The organism is Pseudomonas sp. S3(2024) (genome assembly GCF_036861315.1).
Lineage (GTDB): Bacteria > Pseudomonadota > Gammaproteobacteria > Pseudomonadales > Pseudomonadaceae > Aquipseudomonas > Aquipseudomonas putida_A.
In genome coordinates this window covers 156,214-181,813 of record NZ_JAZAQQ010000010.1, presented here as the reverse complement: position 1 = coordinate 181,813, position 25,600 = coordinate 156,214, and the positions used below count along the sequence as shown (strand labels likewise).

20 protein-coding genes are annotated in these 25,600 nt (G+C 61.0%); 10 read left to right on the top strand and 10 right to left on the bottom strand.

What is annotated here, in order from left to right:
- Nucleotides 1-61 precede the first annotated feature (61 nt).
- From rraA to VLA07_RS22970, 6 genes are all read left to right on the top strand, one after another.
- Nucleotides 62-553: a ribonuclease E activity regulator RraA gene (gene rraA, locus VLA07_RS22995; RefSeq protein WP_027613292.1), complete on the top strand. Its 492-nt coding sequence runs from the start codon at nucleotides 62-64 to the stop codon at nucleotides 551-553.
- A gap of 22 nt (nucleotides 554-575) precedes the next feature.
- The gene (locus VLA07_RS22990; RefSeq protein ID WP_027613291.1) at nucleotides 576-1,571 is read left to right on the top strand and encodes a zinc transporter ZntB; all 996 of its coding nucleotides are present in this window, start codon (nucleotides 576-578) and stop codon (nucleotides 1,569-1,571) included.
- A gap of 63 nt (nucleotides 1,572-1,634) precedes the next feature.
- On the top strand, nucleotides 1,635-1,883 hold the full coding sequence (locus VLA07_RS22985; protein WP_003223293.1) for a hypothetical protein: 249 nt from the start codon (nucleotides 1,635-1,637) through the stop codon (nucleotides 1,881-1,883).
- A 2-nt stretch (nucleotides 1,884-1,885) separates the two neighbouring features.
- Nucleotides 1,886-2,710, top strand: a complete 825-nt coding sequence (locus VLA07_RS22980) for a mechanosensitive ion channel family protein (protein ID WP_007916401.1) — start codon at nucleotides 1,886-1,888, stop codon at nucleotides 2,708-2,710.
- An 87-nt stretch (nucleotides 2,711-2,797) separates the two neighbouring features.
- The gene (gene sigX / locus VLA07_RS22975; protein WP_011333251.1) at nucleotides 2,798-3,388 is read left to right on the top strand and encodes an RNA polymerase sigma factor SigX; all 591 of its coding nucleotides are present in this window, start codon (nucleotides 2,798-2,800) and stop codon (nucleotides 3,386-3,388) included.
- Between the two features lie 107 nt (nucleotides 3,389-3,495).
- Nucleotides 3,496-4,545, top strand: coding sequence for an OmpA family protein (locus VLA07_RS22970; protein WP_027613290.1), 1,050 nt, complete (start codon nucleotides 3,496-3,498; stop codon nucleotides 4,543-4,545).
- A gap of 62 nt (nucleotides 4,546-4,607) precedes the next feature.
- On the opposite strand, the gene cobA is transcribed toward VLA07_RS22970, so the two are convergent.
- The 8 genes from cobA to VLA07_RS22930 all read right to left on the bottom strand — a co-directional run bounded on the left by cobA (nucleotide 4,608) and on the right by VLA07_RS22930 (nucleotide 16,341).
- On the bottom strand, nucleotides 4,608-5,372 hold the full coding sequence (cobA, locus tag VLA07_RS22965; protein WP_115990332.1) for a uroporphyrinogen-III C-methyltransferase: 765 nt from the start codon (nucleotides 5,370-5,372) through the stop codon (nucleotides 4,608-4,610).
- Between the two features lie 13 nt (nucleotides 5,373-5,385).
- The gene (locus VLA07_RS22960; RefSeq protein WP_333991601.1) at nucleotides 5,386-8,097 is read right to left on the bottom strand and encodes a nitrate reductase; all 2,712 of its coding nucleotides are present in this window, start codon (nucleotides 8,095-8,097) and stop codon (nucleotides 5,386-5,388) included.
- Nucleotides 8,097-8,414: a nitrite reductase small subunit NirD gene (gene nirD, locus VLA07_RS22955; protein WP_027613287.1), complete on the bottom strand. Its 318-nt coding sequence runs from the start codon at nucleotides 8,412-8,414 to the stop codon at nucleotides 8,097-8,099. The genes VLA07_RS22960 and nirD overlap by 1 nt, the downstream gene beginning before the upstream one ends.
- Nucleotides 8,411-10,864 carry a nitrite reductase large subunit NirB gene (gene nirB / locus VLA07_RS22950; protein WP_333991599.1) on the bottom strand — a complete coding sequence of 818 codons (2,454 nt, stop codon included), beginning with the start codon at nucleotides 10,862-10,864 and terminating at the stop codon, nucleotides 8,411-8,413. Before nirB ends, nirD begins: the two co-directional genes overlap by 4 nt.
- A 419-nt stretch (nucleotides 10,865-11,283) precedes the next feature.
- Nucleotides 11,284-12,954 (bottom strand): bifunctional protein-serine/threonine kinase/phosphatase, encoded by a 1,671-nt coding sequence (locus tag VLA07_RS22945; RefSeq protein WP_333991597.1) that lies wholly within the window; start codon nucleotides 12,952-12,954, stop codon nucleotides 11,284-11,286.
- A gap of 7 nt (nucleotides 12,955-12,961) precedes the next feature.
- Complete coding sequence (locus tag VLA07_RS22940) at nucleotides 12,962-14,173, bottom strand: nitrate/nitrite transporter (RefSeq protein WP_027613284.1); 1,212 nt, start codon at nucleotides 14,171-14,173, stop codon at nucleotides 12,962-12,964.
- Between the two features lie 365 nt (nucleotides 14,174-14,538).
- Nucleotides 14,539-15,114, bottom strand: coding sequence for an ANTAR domain-containing response regulator (locus tag VLA07_RS22935; RefSeq protein ID WP_027613283.1), 576 nt, complete (start codon nucleotides 15,112-15,114; stop codon nucleotides 14,539-14,541).
- Between the two features lie 15 nt (nucleotides 15,115-15,129).
- On the bottom strand, nucleotides 15,130-16,341 hold the full coding sequence (locus tag VLA07_RS22930) for a CmpA/NrtA family ABC transporter substrate-binding protein (RefSeq protein WP_333991595.1): 1,212 nt from the start codon (nucleotides 16,339-16,341) through the stop codon (nucleotides 15,130-15,132).
- 222 nt (nucleotides 16,342-16,563) lie between these two features.
- Here VLA07_RS22930 and VLA07_RS22925 point away from each other — a divergent pair, with 222 nt between their 5' ends.
- Complete coding sequence (locus VLA07_RS22925; RefSeq protein ID WP_123587775.1) at nucleotides 16,564-17,583, top strand: quinone-dependent dihydroorotate dehydrogenase; 1,020 nt, start codon at nucleotides 16,564-16,566, stop codon at nucleotides 17,581-17,583.
- A 240-nt stretch (nucleotides 17,584-17,823) separates the two neighbouring features.
- Here VLA07_RS22925 and rmf read toward each other — a convergent pair whose 3' ends face one another.
- The gene (rmf, locus tag VLA07_RS22920) at nucleotides 17,824-18,039 is read right to left on the bottom strand and encodes a ribosome modulation factor (protein ID WP_003223300.1); all 216 of its coding nucleotides are present in this window, start codon (nucleotides 18,037-18,039) and stop codon (nucleotides 17,824-17,826) included.
- Between the two features lie 532 nt (nucleotides 18,040-18,571).
- Between rmf and rlmKL the strand changes: the two genes are divergently transcribed.
- A complete protein-coding gene (gene rlmKL / locus VLA07_RS22915) occupies nucleotides 18,572-20,842 on the top strand; it encodes a bifunctional 23S rRNA (guanine(2069)-N(7))-methyltransferase RlmK/23S rRNA (guanine(2445)-N(2))-methyltransferase RlmL (RefSeq protein ID WP_333991553.1) in 2,271 nt (756 codons plus the stop codon).
- A gap of 147 nt (nucleotides 20,843-20,989) precedes the next feature.
- Nucleotides 20,990-23,377, top strand: a complete 2,388-nt coding sequence (locus VLA07_RS22910; protein WP_333991552.1) for a sensor domain-containing diguanylate cyclase — start codon at nucleotides 20,990-20,992, stop codon at nucleotides 23,375-23,377.
- Between the two features lie 158 nt (nucleotides 23,378-23,535).
- Here the strand turns inward: VLA07_RS22910 and dacB are convergent, their stop codons facing one another.
- Nucleotides 23,536-24,996 carry a D-alanyl-D-alanine carboxypeptidase/D-alanyl-D-alanine endopeptidase gene (gene dacB, locus VLA07_RS22905; RefSeq protein WP_333991550.1) on the bottom strand — a complete coding sequence of 487 codons (1,461 nt, stop codon included), beginning with the start codon at nucleotides 24,994-24,996 and terminating at the stop codon, nucleotides 23,536-23,538.
- A 235-nt stretch (nucleotides 24,997-25,231) separates the two neighbouring features.
- On the opposite strand from dacB, the gene VLA07_RS22900 reads away from it, so the two are divergent.
- Nucleotides 25,232-25,576 (top strand): YggL family protein, encoded by a 345-nt coding sequence (locus tag VLA07_RS22900; RefSeq protein WP_003223308.1) that lies wholly within the window; start codon nucleotides 25,232-25,234, stop codon nucleotides 25,574-25,576.
- Nucleotides 25,577-25,600 lie beyond the last annotated feature (24 nt).

Sequence of the window (25,600 nt, the reverse complement as noted above, 5' to 3'; positions counted from 1 at the left end):
GGGACTCGTTTCAAAAGAGTGCGACATCCTAGATCGTCTTCCTTTTTACAGGAGTTTTTCGATGAACCATTACCTCACGCCTGACCTGTGCGACGCCTATCCGGAGCTGGTGCAGGTGCTGGAACCGATGTTCAGCAATTTCGGCGGCCGTGATTCCTTCGGCGGCGAAATCGTGACCATCAAATGTTTCGAAGACAACTCGCTGGTCAAAGAGCAAGCCGAACTCAAGGGTAGCGGCAAGGTGCTGGTGGTCGATGGCGGCGGTTCGCTGCGGCGCGCGCTGCTGGGCGACATGATCGCCGAGAAGGCCGCGAAAAACGGTTGGGAAGGGATGGTCATCTATGGTTGCATCCGTGATGTCGACGTTATTGCCCAGACCGATCTCGGTGTTCAGGCGTTGGCCAGCCATCCGATGAAAACCGAAAAGCGCGGTATCGGCGATCTCAACGTACCGGTGACTTTCGCCGGCGTGACGTTCCATCCGGGCCAATACATCTATGCGGACAACAACGGCGTGATCGTTTCGCCGAGTCCGCTGCAGATGCCTGAATAAGTTTTTCGACAAAGGGATGCGGATGTTCGAGGAAGAAAACGCGCAGTGGGGGCTGGTGCATGCCCTGGTGCTGGACGGTAAAGGCGGTGCGCGTTCGATTGCCCGGACTGAGCTCGACGATCTGCAACTGCAGGCCCATGAGAGCCTGTGGCTGCATTGGGATCGCAGCCATCCGCAAACCCAGACCTGGCTGCGCAAATCCAGCGGCCTGAATGAATTTGCCTGCGACCTGCTGCTGGAAGAGAACACCCGGCCACGCCTGTTGCCGTTGCCGGATGCTGAACTTCTGCTGTTTCTGCGCGGGGTCAACCTCAACCCCGGCGCCGAGCCGGAAGACATGGTCTCGGTGCGGATTTTCGCGTCGGCGCAACGGGTCATCTCGCTGCGTTTGCGTCCGCTGCGTGCCACCGATGAGCTGCTGGCGCTGCTGAGCGAAGGCAAAGGCCCGAAAACCTCATCTGAACTGATCCTGTATCTGGCGCAATTCCTCACCAACAAGGTGCAGGATCTGGTCACCTGCCTGTCGGAACTGGTCGATGAAGAGGAAGAAAAACTGGATGCCGACGAACGGTATACCCCCGAGCATGGCTCGATTTTGCACATCCGCCGCCGGGCGGCCGGACTGAAGCGTTTTCTGGCACCGCAGCGGGATATTTTCGGACAACTGACCCGGATAAAACTGCCGTGGTTTGTCGACGATGACGCTGACTACTGGAACGAATTGAACAACAGCCTGACGCGCTATCTCGAAGAGCTGGAATTGACCCGAGAGCGCATGGGGCTTGTGCTGGAGGCTGAAGACCGGCGTTTGAACGTGCGCATGAATCGCACGATGTACCGCTTCGGCATCATCACCTGCATCTTTTTGCCGATGAGTTTTCTCACCGGCCTGCTGGGCATCAATGTGGGCGGCATTCCGTTCTCGAGCAGCCCTTATGGTTTCCTGATTGCCTGTCTGACGGTGCTGGCGATGGCCTTCGGTCAATGGTGGTTATTCCGCCGTTTGCGCTGGGTGTGAAGATGCAACATGTGACCCGACCAAATTTGCCCGCGTCTTTCACAGACATCACGAGAGGTGCGTATGCACGATCCGTTTGAACAGTCTTTGCGCGACATGCTCAACGCCTCGCCGTCCAGCCGTGACGACGACGCATGCCTGGGTCGCGTACTCAAAACCGCCAACCGCCAGGTGGGCGCCGGTGATCTGTTCAGCCTGCTGGGCCGCTGGCTGCCCGCGCTGATGATCGCCCTGAATAACGGATCGGCCCACGTCTCGCCGGTTTCCCGTCTTCGTAAAACTACTGCACGCACTGCTGATAAGGCTGATTGAATATGGAACTTGATCTCTGGACTCAGAGCCTCGTCACTGCAATGACTGCGTTGTGGACCAAAGTCGCCAACTTCATCCCGAACCTGTTCGGCGCACTGGTGGTGCTGCTGTTGGGTTTCGTGGTGGCCAAGCTGCTCGATACCTTGCTGTCCAAATTGCTCGCCAAACTGGGCCTTGATCGCCTGATGGGCGGCACCGGTCTGACCAAGTTGATGTCGCGGGCCGGCCTGCAAGTGCCGATCTCAACCTTGATCGGCAAGATTGTTTACTGGTTCGTTCTGCTGATTTTCCTGGTTTCTGCAGCAGAGTCCCTTGGACTTGAGCGAGTTTCAGCTACGCTGGACATGCTGGCGTTGTATTTGCCGAAGGTTTTCGGCGCCGCGCTGGTGTTGCTGGTGGGTGTTTTGCTCGCGCAATTGGCCAACGGCCTGGTGCGCGGAGCGGCAGAAGGCGTAGGGCTGGACTACGCTTCGGGTTTGGGCCGAATCGCCCAGGGGCTGGTGATCATCATCAGTATCTCGGTCGCGATCAGCCAGCTCGAGGTCAAGACTGACCTGCTGAACCATGTAATTGTCATCGTATTGATTACCGTTGGTCTGGCTGTTGCGCTGGCCATGGGTTTGGGAAGCCGGGAAATTGCCGGTCAGATTCTTGCGGGAATCTATGTGCGTGAGTTGTATCAGGTTGGGCAACAAGTGCGTGTTGGCGAGGTCGAAGGCCAGATCGAAGAGATCGGCACGGTTAAAACCACATTGCTGACCGATGAGGGTGAGCTAGTCTCACTCTCCAATCGGATCCTGCTGGAACAGCATGTGAGTAGCCGCTAACCCGGCAAACCCTGCTAATGTATGCCGCCGCAAAATGCCCTGAGAGGGGTGCGGCGGACATTGACCTGACTGTCGGCACGACTTGTTTTGAATAAAGCCCAAACGCTATCCACGCGCTATGACCCCCGTGAGCTCTCTGATGAGGAGTTGGTCGCGCGCTCGCATACCGAGCTGTTTCACGTGACGCGCGCCTATGAAGAGCTGATGCGGCGTTACCAGCGAACATTATTTAACGTTTGTGCGAGATATCTTGGGAACGATCGCGACGCAGACGATGTCTGTCAGGAAGTGATGCTTAAGGTGCTGTACGGCCTGAAGAACTTCGAGGGGAAATCGAAGTTCAAAACCTGGCTCTACAGCATCACGTATAACGAATGCATCACGCAGTATCGGAAGGAACGGCGAAAGCGTCGCTTGATGGACGCCTTGAGTCTGGACCCGCTGGAAGAAGCGTCGGAAGAAAAGGCGCCGAAACCCGAGGAGAAGGGCGGACTCGATCGCTGGCTGGTGTATGTGAACCCGATTGACCGTGAAATTCTGGTGCTACGATTTGTCGCAGAGCTGGAGTTTCAGGAGATCGCAGACATCATGCACATGGGTTTGAGTGCGACAAAAATGCGGTACAAACGTGCTCTAGACAAATTGCGTGAGAAATTTGCAGGCATTGCTGAAACTTAGTTCAGCGCAAATATCTCTTACGTGTAGGCAAGTTCTGATAGACTTGCCGCCGAGTTGTCCCCCGGTTTGCGGGACTGCTTCACAATCACCAGATGGGGATTTAACGGATGAAACTGAAAAACACCTTGGGCTTGGCCATTGGTTCTCTTATTGCCGCTACTTCGTTCGGCGCACTGGCACAAGGCCAAGGCGCAGTTGAAGGCGAGATCAACTACAAGAAGCAGTACAACGACAGCATTGATCATGTCGAAGACGGCTTCAACCCAGGCGCCAAAATCGGTTACTTCCTGACCGACGACGTCTCGATCAACTTCGGCTGGGATCGTAACAACCACACCCGTTCGAACGACGGTACCGGTAGCCAGAAACTGCGCGGTGACAACTTCGGTCTGACCGCTCAGTACCACTTCAACAACGCTGGCGACGCTCTGCGTCCTTACGTTGAAGGTGGTGTCAAGCACGGCAACCTGACCAACGTAGCTGCTGACGGCCACACCGGTCGCGACCAGTCGACTTTCCTGACTGCTGGCGCTGGCGTTAAGTACTACTTCGCTGAAAACTTCTTCGCCCGTGCTGGCGTAGAAGCTGACTACAAACTGGACAACGGCCGTTGGGACTACGCTCCATCGGTTGGTCTGGGTGTGAACTTCGGTGGCGGCGGCAAGCCAGCTGCTGCTCCAGTTCCAGCTCCGGCTGAAGTCTGCTCCGACAGCGACAACGATGGCGTTTGCGACAACGTTGACAAGTGCCCGGACACCCCAGCCAACGTAACTGTTGACGCTGATGGCTGCCCAGCAGTTGCTGAAGTTGTTCGTGTAGAGCTGGACGTGAAGTTCGACTTCGACAAGTCGGTCGTCAAGCCAAACAGCTACGCTGACATCAAGAACCTGGCTGACTTCATGAAGCAGTACCCAGCCACTCACACCACTGTTGAAGGTCACACTGACTCCGTCGGTCCTGACGCTTACAACCAGAAACTGTCCGAGCGTCGTGCAAACGCCGTTAAGCAGGTTCTGACCCAGCAGTACGGTGTTGAGTCGTCCCGCGTTCAGTCGATCGGCTACGGCGAATCCCGCCCAGTTGCTGACAACAAAACTGAAGCTGGCCGTGCTGTTAACCGTCGCGTAGAAGCGCAGGTTGAAGCTCAAGCTAAGTAATTAGCTGCCGCTACGAGAAAAGCCCGGCTCAGGCCGGGCTTTTCTTTGCCTGCGATTTGGCTTTACAGGGCGTACACAGTTCCCATGGGGGAGCTGCCGGAGACTGCGATCCTTTGCTCTGCAATGGCAGCCACTGCGCCGATGACGAGTATGGCCGGGCTCTTGAGCTCAAACCGACAGGCATCGTCACTCATGCTCATCAGATCAGTGCGGCACTCACGCTGTTCTGGCAGAGAGGCATTCTCGATCATCGCCACCGGCATATCCGCCGCCATCCCGCCGGCCAATAGCTGTTCGCGAATTTCGCCCAGTTTCGCCACTCCCATATAAATCACCAGCGTCGTCCCGCCCTGCGCCAACGCCTGCCAGTTCAATTGACTGTCGTCCTGGGTGTGCGCGGTCACCAGCGTCACCCCGCGCGCCACACCGCGCAACGTCAGCGGAATATCGCATTGCGTCGCGCCGGCGAGTCCGGCGGTAATACCGTTGACCAACTCGACCTCAATCCCACGTTCGCGTAACCACTGCGCCTCTTCGCCGCCACGACCGAAAATGCACGGGTCACCGCCCTTGAGCCGCACCACGCAGTTGCCTTGGCGCGCATAACGCAACATCAGCCGATGGATGAACGCCTGCGGTGTCGAGCGACAGCCGCCGCGTTTGCCCACAGCAATGATTCGCGCGGTGGGGCAATGCTCCAGCACCGCGGCATTGACCAGATCGTCAATCAATACCACCTGCGCTTCACGCAATGCGCGCACCGCTTTGAGCGTCAGCAGTTCGGGATCACCGGGTCCTGCACCCACCAGCCAGACTTTTGCATTCATGGTGTTTTCCTTATCAGCTGGATACCGGCTGCAGATCGGCCGCCAGCAATCGTTTGATTTCCGGGACGCACGAACCGCATTGCGTGCCGCATCCCAGTTGTTGTTTGAGGCCTTGCAGATCGAGACCCTGGCGAATCCCGGCACACACCGCGCGGTGGCTGACGTTTTGGCAGTTGCATAGGGTTTTCCCCGGATTGGCCTGCAAACCGGCACTGCCCGGCGGCGCACTCATCGGCGCCAGCAGCCAGCGTCGCAGTTGTTCATCGGCGCGGCCCTCCAGCCATAGCCCCTGCAGCCAATGCTGGGCCAGGGTTTCGCCGGCCAGGCGGATCGCGGTGATGCGGCCGTTTTCGATGCGTACCCGTTTGCCGATGGCACGACGCGCGTCGTCGTAGGCCAGTACCGGCCCGTCGAGCAGCGCCAGACACTGATCGATATCGCGCAGCAGTTGCGGCTCCGGCGCCGTGGCGTTGGCAGCGCGTATCAGCAGCGCGGGCCGTTCACGTCCGGCAAGGCTGAGGCTGACGTAGGAAAACGCCTCACACAGGGGTCGTAGTGTCTCGAAATGCCGTTGAACATCGCCCTCGATGAGTGCAAACAAGTGCCATGGCAGATTCACCGGTTCCAGACGCACGCCGCTGTGCTTGAGTTCGGGCTGCTTTGACAAAGGATCGAAAGCCGGCAAGGTCAGCCTGTTAACCCCGCCCTTGAGAAAGCGCTCGCCCCAGTGCATCGGCAAAAAAGCCTGACCCGGACGCACGCCGTCGTCGCTGCCGACAGCCACAATCACCGCACCGCGTCGACTCTTCAGATTGACCAGATCTCCCGGCTGCAAACGATGACGGCGCATTTCGTCCGGATGCAGGCTCAACAGCGCTTCGCTGACATGCCCGAACAATTGCGCTGCGGTGCCGGTGCGGCTCATGCCGTGCCATTGATCGCGCAGACGGCCGGTGATCAGGGTCAGCGGAAACCGTGCATCGCGTTGTTCTTTGGCCGCGCGATAAGGATCGGCAACGAATTGCGCACGACCGTTGGCCGTGGGAAAAATCCCGTCGCCATACAAACGCGCGGTGCCTTGTCGGGCGCCGGTGGGGAAGGGCCACTGCTGCGGTCCCAGTTCATCGATCAATTGATGGCTGATGCCCGACAGGTCCAGATCGCGTCCACGGGTCAGTTGTTTGTATTCGTCGAACAACTGCGCCGGATGCTCGAAAGCAAACAGGCTCGGGCGATGCGGGCGCAGACGTTGCTCCAGCCGTTGTGCGAAATCCACGGTGATCGCCCAGTCCGGCCGCGCTTCGCCCGGTGGGAGAATGGCCTGGCGCACGTGGGAAATGCGCCGTTCGGAGTTGGTCACTGAGCCTTCCTTCTCGCCCCAACTGGCAGCAGGCAACAACAGGTCGGCGAAGGCGGCGGTTTCGGTGGTGCGGAAGGCTTCCTGCAACACCACGAACGGGCAAGCTTGCAGTGCTTCGCGAACCGCGTGTTGATCGGGCATGGACTGCGCGGGGTTGGTGCAGGCAATCCACAGTGCCTTGATCTGGCCGCTGCGCATCCGTTCGAACAGCTCGATGGCGCTCAGGCCGCTGCTTTCAGGCAGTTGATCGACGCCCCAATAGGCTGCCACTTCGGCGCGGTGCTCGGGGTTGGCTGCCTCCCGGTGACCGGGCAGCAAATTGGACAGGCTGCCGGTTTCCCGCCCACCCATGGCATTCGGCTGACCGGTCAGTGAGAAAGGTCCCGCGCCTGGACGGCCGATCTGCCCGGTGGCCAGGTGCAGATTGATCAGCGCGCTGTTTTTCGCGCTGCCAGCGGTGGACTGATTCAGGCCCATGCACCAAAGCGACAGGAAACTTGGCGCCGTGCCCACCCATTCCGCGCACTGCTGCAATTGCTCGACACTGATCCCGCACAGTTGCGCGACCATTTGCGGGGTGTAATCGCGCACCCGATTTTTCAGTTCAGGCAAACCGTCGGTGTGCGCCTTGATGAAGTCGCGGTCGATCCAGTCTTCCCAAAGCAGCAGATGCAAAATCCCATGGAACAGAGCGACATCGGTGCCGGGCAAAATCGCCAGATGCAGGTCCGCCAACTCACAGGTGTCTGTGCGTCGGGGATCGATGACGATGACCTTCATCTGCGGTCGGCGCGATTTTGCCTCTTCAAGGCGTCGGAAAAGAACCGGGTGGGCGTAGGCCATGTTACTGCCGGCGATCATCACGCAATCGCTGAGCTCCAGATCTTCATAGCTGCACGGCGGCGCATCGGCGCCGAGGCTGCGCTTGTAACCGACCACCGCTGACGACATGCACAGCCGGGAATTGCTGTCGATGTTGTTGGTCCCGACCAGCGCTCGCGCCAATTTGTTGAAGGCGTAATAGTCCTCGGTCAGCAACTGTCCGGAGATGTAAAACGCCACGCTGTCCGGGCCGTGTTCGGCGATGGTCTCGGCAAAGACCTGGGTCGCGTGATCCAGCGCCGTATTCCAGTCGCAGCGACTGCGCGCCAGGCCTTTGCCCAGACGCAGCTCCGGGTACAGCGCCCGGGCGGCCAGATCGCCGGTCAGGTGCAGGGTCGAGCCTTTGCTGCACAATTTGCCGAAGTTGGCCGGGTGCGCCGGATCGCCGCTGACGCCGAGAATGCGCTCGCCGTCATGCTCGATCAGCACGCCGCAGCCGACGCCGCAATAACAGCAGGTCGAGGCGGTCGTCTGGCGGTTCATCAGACCGCATCCCGCAGTGCCAGCTGCACGCGGCCGTTTTCGACCCGGGCCGGATGATGGTGCGCGCAGCCGATGTCCGGGGCCTGAGCCTCGCCGGTTTGCAGGTCGATCTGCCAGTTGTGCAGCGGGCAGGCCACACGTTTGCCGTAGATCAAACCCTGTGACAACGGCCCGCCCTTGTGCGGGCAGCGATCGTCGAGGGCGAAAACTTCGTCGTCGCTTGTACGAAAAATCGCGATGTCACCTTTCGGCCCGGCAATGATCCGCGAACCGAGGGCATTGATCTCTTCCAGGGCACAGATATCGAGCCAATTCATGCCGGCACCTCCAGGTTTTTCACGGGGATCACCTCGAATTCTTTCTTCAGTTGCGGCTGCGCCAGACGCTCTTTCCACGGGTCCTGTTCGAACGACAGGGAGAACTGCAGACGCTCGTTCAGGGCCTTGCGCCGCTCCGGATCTTCAAGCACGGCCTGCTTGATGTGCTCCATGCCGACCCGTTGCAGGTAGTGCACGGTGCGTTCGAGGTAAAAGGCTTCTTCGCGATACAGCTGCAGGAACGCGCCGTTGTATTCACGAACTTCCTCGGCGGTTTTCAGCTTGACGAAGAACTCGGCGACTTCGGTCTTGATCCCGCCGTTGCCGCCGATGTACATCTCCCAGCCGGAGTCGACACCGATGATTCCTACGTCCTTGATCCCCGCTTCCGAGCAGTTGCGTGGGCATCCGGAGACAGCGAGTTTCACTTTGTGCGGCGACCACATGTTGAACAGGTCGTGCTCAAGCTCAATGCCCAACTGCGTCGAGTTCTGCGTGCCGAAGCGGCAGAACTCGCTGCCGACGCAGGTTTTCACGGTGCGAATGGATTTGCCGTAGGCGTGGCCGGACGGCATGTCGAGGTCTTTCCAGACGCCCGGCAAGTCCTGCTTCTTGATCCCCAGCAGGTCGATGCGCTGACCGCCGGTGACCTTGACCATCGGTACGTTGTACTTGTCAGCCACGTCGGCAATCCGGCGCAATTCCGAGGGGTTGGTCACGCCGCCCCACATCCGTGGCACCACCGAATAGGTGCCGTCCTTCTGTATGTTGGCGTGGGCGCGTTCGTTGATCAGGCGCGATTGCGGATCGTCCCTGGCTTCGCCGGGCCAGGTGGAAATCAGGTAGTAGTTCAGTGCCGGCCGGCAGGTGGCACAGCCGTTCGGGGTGCGCCAGTTGAGGTAGCTCATGGTGCCGGCGATGGTCAGCAGATGCTGTTCGCGGATCGCCTGGCGGATCTGCCCGTGGTTGAGGTCGCTGCAACCGCAGATGGCTTTTTCGCTTTTCGGTTTGACGTCCGCCGCGCCGCCGACGGTGTTGATCAGGATCTGCTCGACCAGCCCGGCGCAGGAGCCGCAGGAACTGGCAGCCTTGGTGTGCTTCTTCACGTCATCGACGCTGAACAGGCCGTGTTCCTGAATCGCCTTGACGATGGTGCCTTTGCACACGCCGTTGCAGCCGCAGACTTCGGCAGTGTCAGCCATGCTCATGGCTTTGTCCTGGCCCTGATGTCCTACGTCGCCAAGTGCGTTTTCTCCGAACATGAGGTGATCGCGGATCTCGCCGATGGCGTGATTCTCACGAATCTGCCGGAAATACCAACCGCCATCTGCCGTATCGCCGTACAGACAGGCGCCGACCAGCACGTCATCCTTGATCACCAGTTTTTTGTACACGCCGCCGATCGGGTCGGAGAGGGTGATGGTTTCGGTGCCTTCGCCGCCCATGAAATCACCGGCGGAAAACAGGTCGATGCCGGTGACTTTCAATTTGGTCGAGGTCACCGAGCCCTGATAGCGGGCGAAACCCAGTTGTGCGAGGTGATTGGCGCAGACCTTGGCCTGTTCGAACAGCGGCGCCACCAGGCCATAAGCGATGCCGCGATGGCTGGCGCACTCGCCGATGGCATAGATGCGCGGATCGTAGGTTTGCAGGGTGTCGTTGACCAGAATCCCGCGATTGCAGGGGATGCCGGCGCGTTCCGCCAGTTCGGTATTGGGGCGGATGCCGGCGGCCATCACCACCAGATCGGCGGGGATGATCTCGCCGTTCTTGAATTGCACCGAGCCGACCCGGCCGTTGCCTGCGTCGTGCAGGGCCTGCGTCTGTTCGCACAGGCGAAAATGCAGGCCACGGGCTTCGAGCGCCGTTTGCAGCAGTTGGCCGCTGGTCTTGTCCAGTTGTCGCTCCAGCAGCCATTCGCCGATGTGCACCACGGTGACGTGCATGCCGCGCAGCATCAGGCCGTTGGCGGCTTCGAGGCCGAGCAGGCCGCCGCCGATGACCACCGCGTGCTTGTGGGTTTTGGCGGTGTCGATCATCGTTTGGGTGTCGGCGATGTCGCGGTAGCCGATCACACCCTGCAAGTCATTGCCCGGAATCGGCAGGATGAACGGCGTCGAGCCGGTGGCGATCAGCAGGCGATCATATTCAGCCTCGGTGCCGTCATCGGCGATCACCCGGCGTTTGACTCGGTCGATCTGCACCACCTTGCGGTTGAGCAGCAACTTGATGTGGTTTTCCAGGTACCAGTCGAGGTCGTTGAGCACGATCTCTTCGAAGGTCTGTTCACCGGCCAGCACCGGCGACAGCAGGATGCGGTTGTAGTTGGTGTGCGGTTCGGCACCGAAGACCGTGATGTCGTACAGCTCGTTGCTCAGCTTGAGCAGTTCTTCCAGGGTGCGAACCCCAGCCATGCCATTGCCGATCATCACCAGTTTGAGTTTTTTCATCAGGTTCTCCGGGGAGCGGTGGCTGGCCTCTTGTGGGCAGTCAGGCCGTGCTCGACAAATGTTGCGCAAACAAAAAAAGGCGTCCCGCTAGTTGCCTAGCGAGGACGCCTTTGTCCTGGTCCCGTTCTCTCGGGAAGCGCAGCCTTCGTCGTTGAGGGCTGGGCTTTATGTATGGTGAAACGGGTAATGCAGTGGTTGTGCCAAGTGTGGGGGTGGCGGGTTTATTGCGTTTTGTCGGCGTTCATCATGGTTTTTTGCACCTTATCGAAGCGGGCTGCCCATTCGTGGAGCGTTCAAACAGAAGGATTTGTAGTGATTGGACGGACGCCTTCGCGAGCAAGCCCGCTCCCACAGTGGATCGGTGTCGTTCACAAATCCCCTGTGGGAGCGGGCTTGCTCGCGAAGGGCGCGACGCGGTATCAGCGGTGAAACAACACCACCAGCAGCACCAGATTCCCCAGCAAGGCCAACAACGCCACCGTCCGCCAGACCGTCAACGGCTCACGCTCCAGCAAAGGCCTGGGTCGCACACTCAAACTGCGCCGCTCACCTTGTTCCAGCACCAGCAACCATTCCTCAGCCGTTTCAAAGCGCTGTTGCGGATCCGCCGCCACGCCACGCTCCAGACTCTGCGCAATCCATTCCGGCACGTCCGGGCGGTAGCGACCAGCACTCACCGGCAGGCCGAATCGCGGCCGCTGGAACGCTTCGACCTCGCCATAGGGAAAATGCCCGGTCAGCAGGAAAAACAGGGTCACGCCCACCGCGTACAGATCCTGTTGCGCACTCGGTGGCTCGCCGCGAAAGGCTTCCGGGGCGATATAGCTGGGCGTTCCCGGCAGCGTTGACGGGGTGTCTTCGGACAGACCGGGGCAGTACGCCAGACCAAAATCCAGCAGGCGCAACTCGCCATCGTCACCCAGATGCAGGTTTTCCGGCTTGATGTCGCGGTGCAGAATCTGCCGCCGATGCAGCAGGCCTACCGCCCGCAGCAAGCGCTCGGCAATCTCCTGCCACTGCGCAAACGGCAACGGGTTGCTGTTTTGAAACAGCTGCGCCAGGGTCATCCCGGAATATTCGCGCATCACGTAGTACAAATGCTGACGCTGAGTGCCGGCATGGACTTCAGGAAAATGCCGACCGGCGACACGCTTGAGGAACCATTCTTCCGACAGCAAGGCTTGCCCGGCCTTGGGATCATCGGCCAGCCGCGCCGGCAGGGTTTTCAACAACCAGCCCCGAGCTTGGCCATCCAGCACTCGATACAGCAGCGATTGCTGGCTCTGAGCGACAACGCCTTGCACCTGCCAGCCTTCAAACATCTGCCCGGTTTTCAGCGCTGGCGGCAGCGGCCATTGCTGTAAGTGAATCAGCGCATCGCCGATGTTCGCTTCGCCGAGCGCATCCACCCGCACCAGCAACGCACTGGCGTTGTCCTGACTGCCGGCCAGATGCGCGGCATTGACCAGTGTGTGTGCGGCGCGGTCGAGATCCGGCTGATCGCGCAGAATCGCCGCGATTGCGGTATCGCCCAAGGTCGACCAGACGCCATCGCTGAGCAGCACGAAACATTCGCCCTCGCGTAATTCACCGTCGAGAAAATCCAGTACCAGATGCTGATCCAGCCCCAGCGCGCGTTTGAGCACGTGCTGCATGCCCGGCTGCTCCCAGACATGATCCTGCGAAATCCGCTGCAAAGCGTCGGCCTGCCAGCGATAGACCCGGCAATCGCCGACGTGGGCCAGGGTGAAACGCCGACCGCGCAGGACCAGCGCGCTGACCGTGGTCAGCAACGGTTGCCCGCCGCCATTGGCCTGTAACCAGCGATTTTGCGCGAGCAGCAGGCGATCCAGCGCCTGGGCCACGCTCCAGGTTTGCGGTGTGGCGTAGTAATCCATCGCCAGTGCTTGCAGGGTCGAGCGCGCGGCCAAGCCGCCGTCGGCGCATTGGCTGACACCGTCGGCGATGGCGACCAGATAGCCTTTGCTGGCGGCCAGCGCCGGGGCGGGCGTCACCAGGCGCAGGGCGTCCTGATTTTCCGCGCGCGGGCCGGTGGCGCTGGCCTGGGCAAAGCTCAGTTGCAGGGGCATCGACGCCTCAGACTCGCGCAGCGGTGACCGCCGCCGAACCCCAGGTGGTTCTCCAGCGACGCTTGACCCCGTGCAGACCGAACCACGCCAACACGCCGAGGCTGGCGAACAACCACAGCGCCAGTTGATAGCTGCCGGTACTTTGCTTGATCGCGCCCATGCCGGCCGCCAGGGCAAAACCGCCAATGCCGCCGGCCATGCCGATCAGCCCGGTCATCACCCCGATCTCCAGGCGAAAACGTTGCGGCACCAACTGGAACACCGCGCCGTTGCCGGCGCCGAGACCGAGCATGGTGCAGACGAACAACGCCAGTGCGGCGTAGGAACTGGGCAGGTTGAAACCGACAGCGGCGATGCAGATTGCCGCTACGGTGTACATCGCCAGCAAAGTGCGGATGCCGCCGAAGCGATCAGCCAACGCACCACCGAGCGGACGCATCAGGCTGCCACCGAACACGCAGGCAGCGGTGTAGTAACCCGCCGTGACAGGACTCAGGCCGTATTGGTCGTTGAAGTAGCCGGGTAGGGCGCTGGCCAGGCCGATGAAGCCGCCGAAGGTCACGCTGTAGAAAAACATGAACCACCAACTGTCGCGGTCGCCAAGGGCCTTGAAGTAGTCGGCCATGGCTTTGGCCTTGGGCCGCTGCGGGGCGTTTTTTGCCAGCCAGGCGAACAGCACCAGCGTCAGGATCAATGGAATCAGGGCGAAACCGAACACGTTGCTCCAGCCGAACGCCGCAGCCAGCACCGGGGCAATCAGTGCGGCAAACACGGTGCCGGAGTTACCGGCGCCGGCGATGCCCATGGCCTTGCCCTGATGCTGCGGCGGATACCATTGCGAGGCCAGCGGCAGGGCCACAGCAAACGAAGCACCGGCCATGCCGAGGAACAGTCCCAGAATCAGCGCCTGTTCATAACTGTGGATGCCGAGTTTCCACGCGCCGAACAACGCGCAGATCACGATCACCTGACCGATCAGGCCAGCGGTTTTCGGCGACAGACGATCGGCCAGCATGCCCATCACAAAGCGCAGCACCGCACCCGCCAGAATCGGCGTCGCCACCACCAGACCACGTTGTTGCGTGGTCAGGTGCAGGTCGGCGGCGATCTGCACCGCTAACGGGCCGAGCAGGTACCAGACCATGAAGCTCAGGTCGAAATACAGGAACGCTGCGAACAGGGTCGGGGTGTGGCCGGATTTCCAGAAGCTTGAATTCATCGCGCACCTCAGCTGAAAAGAGTCTCGAAAGGAGTCACAGCAGGTGGCGCGCCGCCACGGCCGCACCACCGGCCCCGAGCTGTGGGGCCAAAACGCAAAAACGCCGCTACCTGGTTCGCCGATGTGGGCGAGCGGGGTGAGCGACGTCTTTGTCGTGGGTGGGGCAACCGCCGTTGGTTACCTGTGCTGAATGCTTAGCCAGATTTGTGCCAATAAGTGAAACCGCGTCGCGGCCTTCGCGAGCAAGCCCGCTCCCACAGGGAATGCCTTTCAAAGTGGAACCCCGACCTGCTTCACAGGAGATTGCGTTCCAAATGTGGGAGCGGGCTTGCTCGCGAAGGGGCCGGGAAAGCCAGCGCAGGCCTTCAGCCGAGCAACTCACTCATGGCAATGATCTGCTCCGCCACCTGAATCAGCTTCTGCTGGCGACTCATGGCCTGTCGGCGCATCAGGGTGTAGGCCTCTTCCTCGTTGCAGTCCTTCATTTTCATCAGCAGCCCTTTGGCCAGTTCGATGCGTTTGCGCTCGGCCAATTGCTGGTCGCGGGCCAGCAGTTGCGCGCGCAAGGCCTGATCGCTTTCGAAGCGCGCCATGGCCACATCGAGAATCGGCTGCAGGCGCTGGGCGTGAATGCCCTCGACGATGTAGGCACTGACCCCGGACTTGATCGCCTGGCGCATCACCCCCGGGTCGTGTTCGTCGGTGAACATCACGATCGGCCGGGGCTGGTCGCGGCTGACCAGCACCACTTGCTCCATGACATCGCGGCTCGGTGACTCGGTATCGATCAGAATCACGTCCGGGCGCACCGTTTCGACGCGGGCCGGCAGGTCGATGGTCAGGCCGGATTCATCGATGACCTCGAAGCCGGCCTCGGTCAGCGCGGCCTTCAAGCGGCCGACTTTTTTCGCGGTGTCGTTGATCAGCAGAATGCGCAGCATATTGGCGGTCTCCTGTCAGCGGCGGGCGAGAAGGGGGGCGCTGTCGCTTAGGGCGTGCAACTTGAAGCTGCGGGCGTAAGCGGCCGGATCGCTGCCGTCCCAGACTTTGCCATCGAGCAACTGGCTGCTGCGCATCTCCTTGCCCCAGGCCGCGACACCGACGGCGGTGGCTGCTTCGCGGTAAATGTCCAGTTGCTGAACCTGGCGGGCCACCGCGAGGTAGTCGGGATCCTCGCGTAACAGGCCCCAACGGCGGAATTGGGTCATGAACCACATGCCGTCGGACAGGTACGGCAGATTCACCTCGCCGTTGCCGTGAAAGCGCAAGGCGTGCGGGTCCTGCCAGCGATTGCCGAGGCCATCGGCGTAATCACCGAGAAAACGCGGCTCGATGCAGGACAGCGGAGCGTCGAGATACTCCGGGGCGCTCAGCATCTGCGCGGTGCTGCGGCGGTTTTCCGGGTTTTGCTCGATGAAGCGGCTGGCCTCGAGGATCGCCATCACCAGCGCCCGGGCGGTGTTGGGGTATTGCTCGACGAACGCGCGGGTGCAGCCAAGGACTTTTTCCGGGTGGTCAGGCCAGATGCTCTGGCTGGTAGCGAGGGTGAACCCCAGATCCTGTTGCACGGCGCTGGCCGCCCACGGCTCACCGACGCAGAAGCCATCGATACGCCCGGCTTGCAGGTGAGCGACCATTTGCGGCGGCGGCACCACCACGCTGTCGACGTCCTGCAACGGATGAATGCCCTGACTCGCCAGCCAGTAATACAGCCACATCGCATGGGTGCCGGTGGGAAAGGTCTGGGCGAAGGTCAGTTTTGCGCGGGTTTGGTGCGCCTGCCGATCGAGTGCTTCAGGACTGGTCACGCCCAGTTGCTGCAAACCGTGAGACAGGTTGAGGCTCTGGCCGTTCTGGTTCAGCCCCATCAGCACCGCCATGTCGCTCGGCGCCACGCCACCGATGCCCAGATGCACGGCGTAAATCAGCCCATACAGGCTGTGGGCCACATCCAGTTCGCCGCTGACCAGTTTGTCGCGCAAGGTCGCCCAGGACGCCTGGCGCTTGAGGTTGATCGTCAGGCCGTTGGGCTGGGCGAAGCCCTGTGTCGCGGCAACGACCACCGAAGCGCAATCGCTCAGGGCCATGAAGCCGAGGTTGATCACGCTTTTTTCCGGAGCATCACTGCCGTTGACCCAGGCCAGCGGCCCGACGGATGAATCACTCATATAAAGCCACCCTCAAAAAAAACGCCGTCCCAGGCTTTGCTAAGGCAAAACCTGCGAACGACGCCATTGTCCGTGCCCGCACGCCGCCATTGGCCTGTGGGCTGATACCCTGAAAGTGCAAGGCATATGCCAGTCAGGCTGATTTACCTGTGTGCCTCGCGCCGGGGGACGTTGCCCGGCTATAATCGCCGCCTCTTTTCGCCGCCCGAGTCATCGCCGCCCATGTACACCCTGGCCCGTCAGCTGTTGTTCAAACTTTCCCCGGAAACCTCCCACGATCTGTCGCTGGATCTGATCGGCGCGGGTGGGCGTTTGGGCCTCAACGGCATGCTGTGCAAGAAGCCGGCGAATGTGCCGGTGACGGTCATGGGCCTGGACTTCCCGAACCCGGTGGGGCTGGCGGCCGGTCTGGACAAGAACGGCGCGGCCATCGACGGTTTCTCGCAACTGGGTTTCGGTTTCGTCGAAATCGGCACCGTGACCCCGCGTCCGCAGCCGGGCAACCCGAAACCACGGATCTTCCGTCTGCCGGAAGCCGAGGCGATCATCAATCGCATGGGCTTCAACAACCTCGGTGTGGATAACCTGCTGGCGCGGGTCGCGGCGGCCAAATACAAGGGCGTGCTGGGGATCAACATTGGCAAGAACTTCGACACTCCGGTCGAGCGCGCGGTGGACGACTACCTGATCTGCCTGGACAAGGTGTATGCCCACGCCAGCTATGTCACGGTCAACGTCAGCTCGCCGAACACCCCGGGCCTGCGCAGCCTGCAGTTCGGTGATTCGCTCAAGCAGTTGCTGGCGGACTTGGCCACGCGCCGCGCCGAACTGGCCCTGCGTCACGGCAAGCACGTACCGCTGGCGATCAAGATCGCTCCGGACATGACCGACGAAGAAACGGCGCAGGTGGCTCAGGCGCTGATCGAAACCGGTATGGACGCAGTGATCGCCACCAACACCACTCTGAGTCGCGTTGGCGTCGAAGGCATGGAGCATGGTGACGAGGCGGGCGGTCTGTCCGGCGCCCCGGTGCGTGACAAGAGCACGCATACCGTGAAGGTGTTGGCGGCGGAGCTGGGTGGTCGGTTGCCGATCATTGCGGCCGGTGGCATCACCGAAGGCAAGCATGCGGCGCAGAAGATCACGGCGGGGGCGAGCCTGGTGCAGATTTACTCGGGCTTCATCTATAAGGGCCCGGCGCTGATTCGTGAATCGGTGGACGCGATCGCCGCCTTGCGCTGATCCGATTGTGGGAGCGGGCTTGCTCGCGAAAGCGCTGTTTCAGTCAACATTTGCGGTGGCTGACACGACGCTTTCGCGAGCAAGCCCGCTCCCACAGGTTATGTGTGCAGTTCAAATGATTTGCGGGCATAAAAAAGGGCTCCTCGAAGGAGCCCCTGGGCCGTAGCCCGCCGTCCGGGAAGGACGTGCATGGTAAGTCGCTAGAAATTCAGATTGTCGTGTTGCAATAAGTGCCCTGTGTCAGCCGACGGCGTGAAGTTCGTTGAGTCTGTGGATTCCCGCAGTGCCGGTCATACCGTCCCAGTTGTCGCCGCGTCCTTCTCGCCAGCCGTTGATCCAGGCTTGGCGTACCGACGGTAGAGTAAATGGGCAAAGCTCGCGGGATTTGCCACCAACGCCATATTGATATCCGCGCAAAAATGCTCTTTCCAACGGATCACGCTTAAGTCTTCTCATAGGGTGTTTCCCTCACTTGTTGACTGTTTTCGTCGCGTTGACCTCAACCGAGGTCTGGCAGAAAAAACTCTGCCGTTGGGCGGCTCGCTGCCGGCGTGGCGAGCCAAGGTGTTGACGCCGTTGCGACGTCAACCTGTGGTCAGTTCTAACCAATGAGTCACACCGAGGGAATGATCGTTTTGTCATAAGGACGTAACGAAAATAGTGCTACAGCCATAAGTAACGACGGGTTTCATGAACGTTTTTTCAGCAAACCCCGGTATGATCGGCCCCGCACTGGATGATGGGGTTAATCCTTTAGTGAGAATGACCCACGTTTACGCTGGGGTAATATTCGACGAAGGGTTGCTTTGAGTCATTTTGTTTCATCAACTTTAATACCTGTCCTTGCATCTAAGCTCTTTTAACCCGAGCAGCGGGGATGGAACGGCACACCTTCGTGCCACGCGGGCGCTCTTTTAGAAAAGCGCCTGATTGAAAACCGGATCGGCAATGCGTTGCCGGTTCACTAGCCAAAGGCTCTGGAAATACCATGTCCGACCGTTTCGAACTCTTCCTCACTTGCCCCAAAGGCCTTGAAGGCCTGCTCATCGAGGAAGCCGTCGGGCTTGGCCTTGAAGACGCCCGCGAGCACACCTCCGCCGTGCGTGGCATGGCGACCATGGAAACCGCTTATCGCCTGTGCCTGTGGTCGCGTCTGGCCAACCGGGTGTTGCTGGTGCTCAAGCGCTTCCCGATGAAAGACGCCGAAGACCTGTACCACGGCGTGCTTGACGTCGAGTGGCAGGATCACATGCTCGCCGACGGCACCCTGGCCGTCGAATTCAGTGGCCACGGCTCGGGCATCGACAACACCCACTTCGGCGCGCTGAAAGTCAAGGACGCCATCGTCGACAAACTGCGTACCCAGCAAGGCGACCGTCCGTCGATCGACAAGCTCAACCCGGATCTGCGCATTCACCTGCGCCTGGATCGCGGCGAAGCGATCCTGTCCCTCGACCTTTCCGGCCACAGCCTGCACCAGCGCGGTTACCGCCTGCAGCAGGGCGCGGCGCCGCTGAAGGAAAACCTCGCGGCAGCGATCCTGATCCGTTCCGGCTGGCCGCGCATTGCGGCCGAAGGCGGCGCGCTGGCTGACCCGATGTGCGGTGTCGGTACGTTCCTCGTCGAAGCCGGGATGATCGCCGCCGACATGGCGCCGAACCTGCGCCGCGAGCAGTGGGGCTTCACCGCCTGGCTCGGCCACGTTCCGGCGCTGTGGAAAAAACTCCATGAAGAAGCCGTCGAGCGTGCCGCTGCCGGTCTGGCCAAGCCGCCGCTGTGGATTCGCGGTTACGAAGCCGACCCGCGCCTGATTCAGCCGGGCCGCAATAACGTCGAACGCGCTGGTCTGAGCGAGTGGATCAAGATCTATCAGGGCGAAGTCGCGACCTTCGAGCCGCGTCCGGACCAGAACCAGAAAGGTCTGGTGATCTGCAACCCACCGTACGGCGAGCGTCTGGGCGACGAAGCCAGCCTGCTCTATCTCTACCAGAACCTCGGCGAGCGCCTGCGACAGGCCTGCTTGAACTGGGAAGCGGCGGTATTCACCGGCGCCCCGGATCTGGGCAAGCGCATGGGCATTCGCAGCCACAAACAGTATTCGTTCTGGAACGGCGCGCTGCCGTGCAAACTGCTGCTGATCAAGGTGCTGCCGGACCAGTTCGTCACCGGCGAGCGGCGGACTCCGGAACAGCGTCAGGCCGAGCGCGAGCAAGCAGCCTACGATCAGACCCCGAACGAGCCGCAAGAGCGCAAGTTCAACAAGAACGGCAACCCGATCAAACCGACGCCAGCCCCGGCGCCAGTGGTCGAGCAGCCGCGCCTGAGCGAAGGCGGGCAGATGTTTGCCAACCGCCTGCAGAAAAACCTCAAGGCGATGAGCAAGTGGGTCAAGCGCGAAGGCATCGACTGCTACCGCGTCTACGATGCCGACATGCCGGAATACGCCATGGCCATCGACCTGTACCACGACTGGGTGCACGTGCAGGAATACGCCGCGCCGAAGTCGATCGATCCGGAAAAGGCCTCGGCGCGCATGTTCGATGCCCTGGCGGCGATCCCGCAGGCGCTGAACGTCGACAAGAGCCGCGTGGTGGTCAAACGCCGCGAGCGTCAGAGCGGCACCAAGCAATACGAGCGTCAGGCGGCGCAAGGCAAGTTCAATGAGGTCAGCGAAGGTGGCGTCAAGCTGCTGGTGAACCTCACCGACTACCTCGACACCGGGCTGTTCCTCGATCACCGGCCAATGCGTATGCGCATTCAGAAAGAGGCCGCCGGCAAGCGCTTCCTCAATCTGTTCTGCTACACCGCGACCGCCAGTGTGCACGCGGCCAAGGGCGGCGCGCGCAGTACCACCAGCGTCGACCTGTCGAAGACTTACCTCGACTGGGCGCGGCGCAACCTGTCGCTGAACGGCTTCTCCGACAAGAACCGTCTGGAGCAGGGCGACGTGATGGCGTGGCTGGAAAGCAGCCGCGACGAGTACGACCTGATCTTCATCGACCCGCCGACCTTCTCCAACTCCAAGCGCATGGAAGGCATCTTCGACGTGCAGCGTGATCAGGTGCAGTTGATCGACTTGGCCATGGCACGTCTGGCGCCGGGTGGCGTGCTGTATTTCTCCAACAACTTCCGCAAGTTCCAGCTGGAGGAGAACCTGGCCGAACGTTACGCGGTCGAGGAAATCAGTGCGCAGACCATCGATCCGGATTTTGCGCGTAACACCAAGATCCACCGCGCCTGGAAAATCACGGCTCGTTGACGCTTGGGCGGGTTGGATCCACAGAGCCTTGATTTTTAAAGGCTCTTGGATCCGATCAGCGCTAGCCAAATTAATGGCTAATAGCTATAACTCAACTCATGGCCAATGGGGTTTTCCCCCGAAACAATGGCGTCGTGAGTTGCCCCTATGTCGTTGCACCCCGTGCGCCCAAAGATTCTGGGTTTTATCAGCGAAGACGTCTCGGCCTGGTTGGTCGCGCTGCTGGTATTGCTCGCCGGCGGGATTCTCACGGGGCTGCTCGCCTGGGCCACCCTCAATCAGTTTCACCATCAACTGCGCCAACGCTTCCAGCTGCTGGCCAATGAGCGTTACAGCCGCATCGAAGAACGTTTCCAGGATCAGGAACAGCGTCTCGACGGCCTGCGCCGTTTCTTCGCCAACTCCGATTCGGTCTCACGCAGCGAATTCGACGGCTATGCCAAACCGCTTCTATTACGCACCCAGGCCTATTCCTATGCGCCGCGGATCAGCCGTGCCGAACGCCCGGCGGTCGAACAGGCCGTGCGTAACGAAGGCTTCAGTACCTTCACCTTTCGTGAACTGAACGCTGACGATCAGTTGCAGACCGCCGCTGATCGCCCCGAATACGTACCGGTGATCTACACCCAGAGCCTCAGCCGCTTGCCCACACCGCTGGGTTACGACTTGCTGGCGCAACCGTTGCGCCGGGCGACGCTGGAACGCGCCGACCGCACCGGGCACATGGTGGTGTCGCAGCCATTGCATCTGGTGGGGATTGATCCGGCGTATGCCCGGGGCGTGTTGCTGCTGGCGCCGGTCACTCGTGAAGGGGCACCGAAAGGGCCGCCGCAAGGCTATGTGATGGCGGTGATCAGCATGCAGCAGTTGCTGGCCGACGGACTGCCGGAGGAGCACCAGGATTTCCTCAATGTACGCATTCTCGACCTGTCCACCGATGAACAGCATGAAGTGCTCTACGAGTCCGCCAACCAGGCCGGGGCCAGTGATCTGTCCGCCACACGTCTGTTGCGCATGGCCGACCATGACTATCAAGTGGACATGCAGCCCAGCGAAGCCTTTCTGCAGGCCAACCATTCGTCGATCAGCAGCCTGGTGGTGCTGGGGGCGCTGCTGAGTCTGTTGCTCAGCGCACTGCTTTACGTGCTGGTCAGTCAACGCCAGCGCGCCTTGCGCATGGTCGAACTGCGCACCCAGGAACTGCACGCCCGCGAGCAGGAATTGCGCGGCACCCACGGTCAGTTGCGCGGCGTGCTGAATGCCGCGACCCAAGTGGCAATCATCGCCACCGACCTGCGCGGGGTGATCAACACCTTCAACCCTGGCGCCGAACAGATGCTCGGCTACAGCAGCGCCGATGTGGTCGGGCACATGACCCTGGAAAACCTGCATCTGCCGCGAGAACTGGCCGCGCGTTCGGCGGAGTTGAGTGCGCGTTACGGCAAGAGCATTCCGACCTGCCACGCGATGTTGGTCGAGGGCGGCGAGGTCGGCGGTCATGAGGCGCGCGAATGGACGCTGGTGCGCAGCGACGGCAGTCATCTGCCGGTGAACATGCTCGCCACCCCGGTGCTCGATGAGCAGGGTTTGTGGGTCGGGCATCTGGCGATCTGCATCGACATCACCGAGCGCAAGCGCGTGCACGAAGCGCTGGCGGCGCGCGATGTATTGCTGAAAAAGCTCAGCGCCCACGTGCCCGGCGGCATCTACCAATTCAAGATGGAGTTCGACGGGCGCTTCAGCGTGATCTACGCCAGCGATGGCATCCGCGAGATCTACGAGCTGGAGCCGGACGTGCTGCTGCTCAATGCCGAGGCGATTTTCACCCGCATCCATCCACAAGACGTCTCGCGAGTGCGCAGCTCGATCCGTGCTTCGGCGGACAGCCTCAGCCCATGGCGCGAGGAATACCGTGTGCAGTTGCCCGAGCGCGGCCTGCGCTGGGTGCGCGGCGAGGCGACGCCGGAAGAGCTGCCGGGCGGCGGCGTGCTGTGGCACGGCTACATCTCGGACATTTCCGATTTGAAACGGGTGGAGGAGGAATTGCGGGCGCTATCGGTCACCGACTCGCTGACCGGTATCCACAACCGCCGCTACTTCCAGGAGCGCCTGACTACCGAAATGGCCCGGGTCGAGCGCGGCGGCGGTGAGCTGTCAGTAATCATGCTCGATATCGATCACTTCAAACGCATCAACGACCAGTACGGCCATGCCGTGGGCGATCGGGTGCTGCAGGCGGTGTGCGAGCGCATCGGCCATCGTTTACGGCGGACTGATGTGTTCTGTCGTCTCGGTGGTGAAGAGTTCATGGTGCTGTGCCCGGACATCGACGGCGAGCATGCGTACATGCTGGCGGTGGAGTTGTGGCAAGGCCTGCGCAGTGCGCCGGTGGATGTGGTCGGGGTGGTGACGGCCAGTTTCGGCATCGCCAGCTGGCGCCCGGGGGAAGGCGCGGATGCGCTGCTGCTGCGGGCGGATTCGGGGGTGTATGCGGCGAAGCAGGGCGGGCGCGATCGGGTCGAGCAGATGAGCTGAGCCGTTACACCAATCCCCTGTGGAACCCTGTTTTGTGGCGAGGGAGCTTGCTCCCGCTTGAGTGCGTAGCGCTCACAAAAACATTGGGGCCGCTGCGCAGCCCAGCGGGAGCAAGCTCCCTCGCCACAGAGAGTTGCATCCACAGGTTCGACGGTGGTTTACAGGGCCGAAGCCGTCTGCGGCAGGCGCGGCTGCTTGTACAGATCCAGCAGCACCTGATCCAGCACCGACGACGCGCCGAACGGGGCCTTGTCGTTGAGGATCGCCACCACCGCCCAGGTATTGCCGTTGACGTCGCGGCTGAAGCCGGCGATGGCGCGCACGGTGTTCAGGGTGCCGGTCTTGACGTGGGCCTCGCCGCGCATCGCGGTGGTCTTCAGGCGTTTGCGCATGGTGCCGTCGGTGCCGGCAATCGGCATGGAGCTGATGTACTCGGCGGCGTACGGGCTATGCCAGGCGGCTTGCAGCATGTTGGCCATCTCGCGGGCGCTGACGCGTTCGGCGCGCGACAGCCCGGAGCCGTTTTCCATTACCAGGTGCGGCGCGGTGATGCCTTTTTTCGCCAGCCACTGACGAACCACCCGTTGCGCGGCCTTGGCGTCGTCACCGTCGGCTTCGTTGCGGTACTTCTGACCGAGGCTCAGGAACAACTGCTGGGCCATGGTGTTGTTACTGTATTTGTTGATGTCGCGGATAATTTCCGCCAGATCCGGCGAGTAGGCGCGGGCCAGCAGCTTGGCGCCGCTCGGGGTCGCGGCGAGGCGATCCTTGCCCTGGATGCTGCCGCCCAGTTCTTTCCAGATCGCGCGCACGGCACCGGCGGTGTAGGTCGCGTGGTCAAGCAGCGACAGATAAGTCTGCGAGCTGCAGCCTTCGCCCAACTGACCGGCGACGGTCACGGTGACGCTGCCGTCCGCCTGGGTCACCGGGTTGTAGCGCACACCCCCGGTGCACTGTTTGGAGTTGAGCGCCTTGACCGTGTTTTCGATGCGCACGCTGGCAATCGGCGGCTCCACCGAGATCAGCACCCGGCCTCCATCATTGCGCGCGACGAAGCGCAGGGCCTTGAGGTTGACCAGCAGCGAGTCGGGTTTGACCAGGAATGGCTTGTTCTCGTCGTTGCCGTCGTCGTTGAACTCGGGCAGTTGCGGCTGGATGAAGAAGCCGCGGTCGAGGATCAGGTCGCCGGTGACCTGGGTCACGCCGTTGGCGCGCAGGTCGCGCATCAGCAGCCAGAGTTTTTCCATGTTCAGCTTCGGATCGCCGCCGCCCTTGAGGTACAGGTTGCCGTTGAGAATGCCGCCACTGAGGTCGCCATCGGTGTAGAACTCGGTTTTCCACTGATGGTTGGGGCCGAGCATTTCCAGCGAGGCGTAGGTGGTGACCAGTTTCATGGTCGAGGCCGGGTTGACCGAGACGTCGGCGTTATACACGGTCGGATTGCCCGGGCCGTCGAGCGGAATCATCACCAGCGACAGCGCAGTCGGCTGCAGCTTGCTGGCCTTGAGGGCTTTTTCGACGTTAGGGGTGAGGGCGGTGTTGATGGTGGCAGCGGCAACCGGCAGGGCCAGGGGCAGAAGAAGGCCGGCGAGAAAGAGAGGACGCAACGATTTGATCATATGAAATAAAACCCTGCAGAAGAGGGGAAAAATAACGAGAGCATGGATGAAAAAGCCCTCAGTGGTCATGAAAGTGTCGGCATTATGCCCCAAGGTGTAACAGCTTGTGCCTTGCCCGGGGCGGCCATTTCGTTATTTTTTTTACAGGCGGTCGGCCACCGTACCCAGAGAGTCGGGCAATTGACCGCTTAAACTGGTAAAGTGCCGGCCGTTATTACTTAAGAGGATTGTTCCAATGGCGACTAACCGTTCCCAGCGTCTGCGCAAAAAACTGTGCGTTGATGAATTTCAAGAGCTGGGTTTCGAACTGAACCTGGACTTCAAAGAAGACTTGTCCGAAGAAGCCATTGACGCTTTCCTCGAAGCATTCATCAAAGAAGCCATGGAAGCCAACGGTCTGGGTTATGTTGGCGGCGATGACTTCGGTCTGGTTTGCCTGCAGAAGCGTGGCTCGGTCAACGAAGAGCAGCGCGCTGCCGTTGAAGCCTGGCTGAAAAACCGTAGCGAACTGACTGGCATGACCGTCAGCCCGCTGCTGGACGTCTGGTATCCGGAAAAGCCGATCAACGCGGCCAAGTGATACTGAAAAAAACGGCGACCTGAG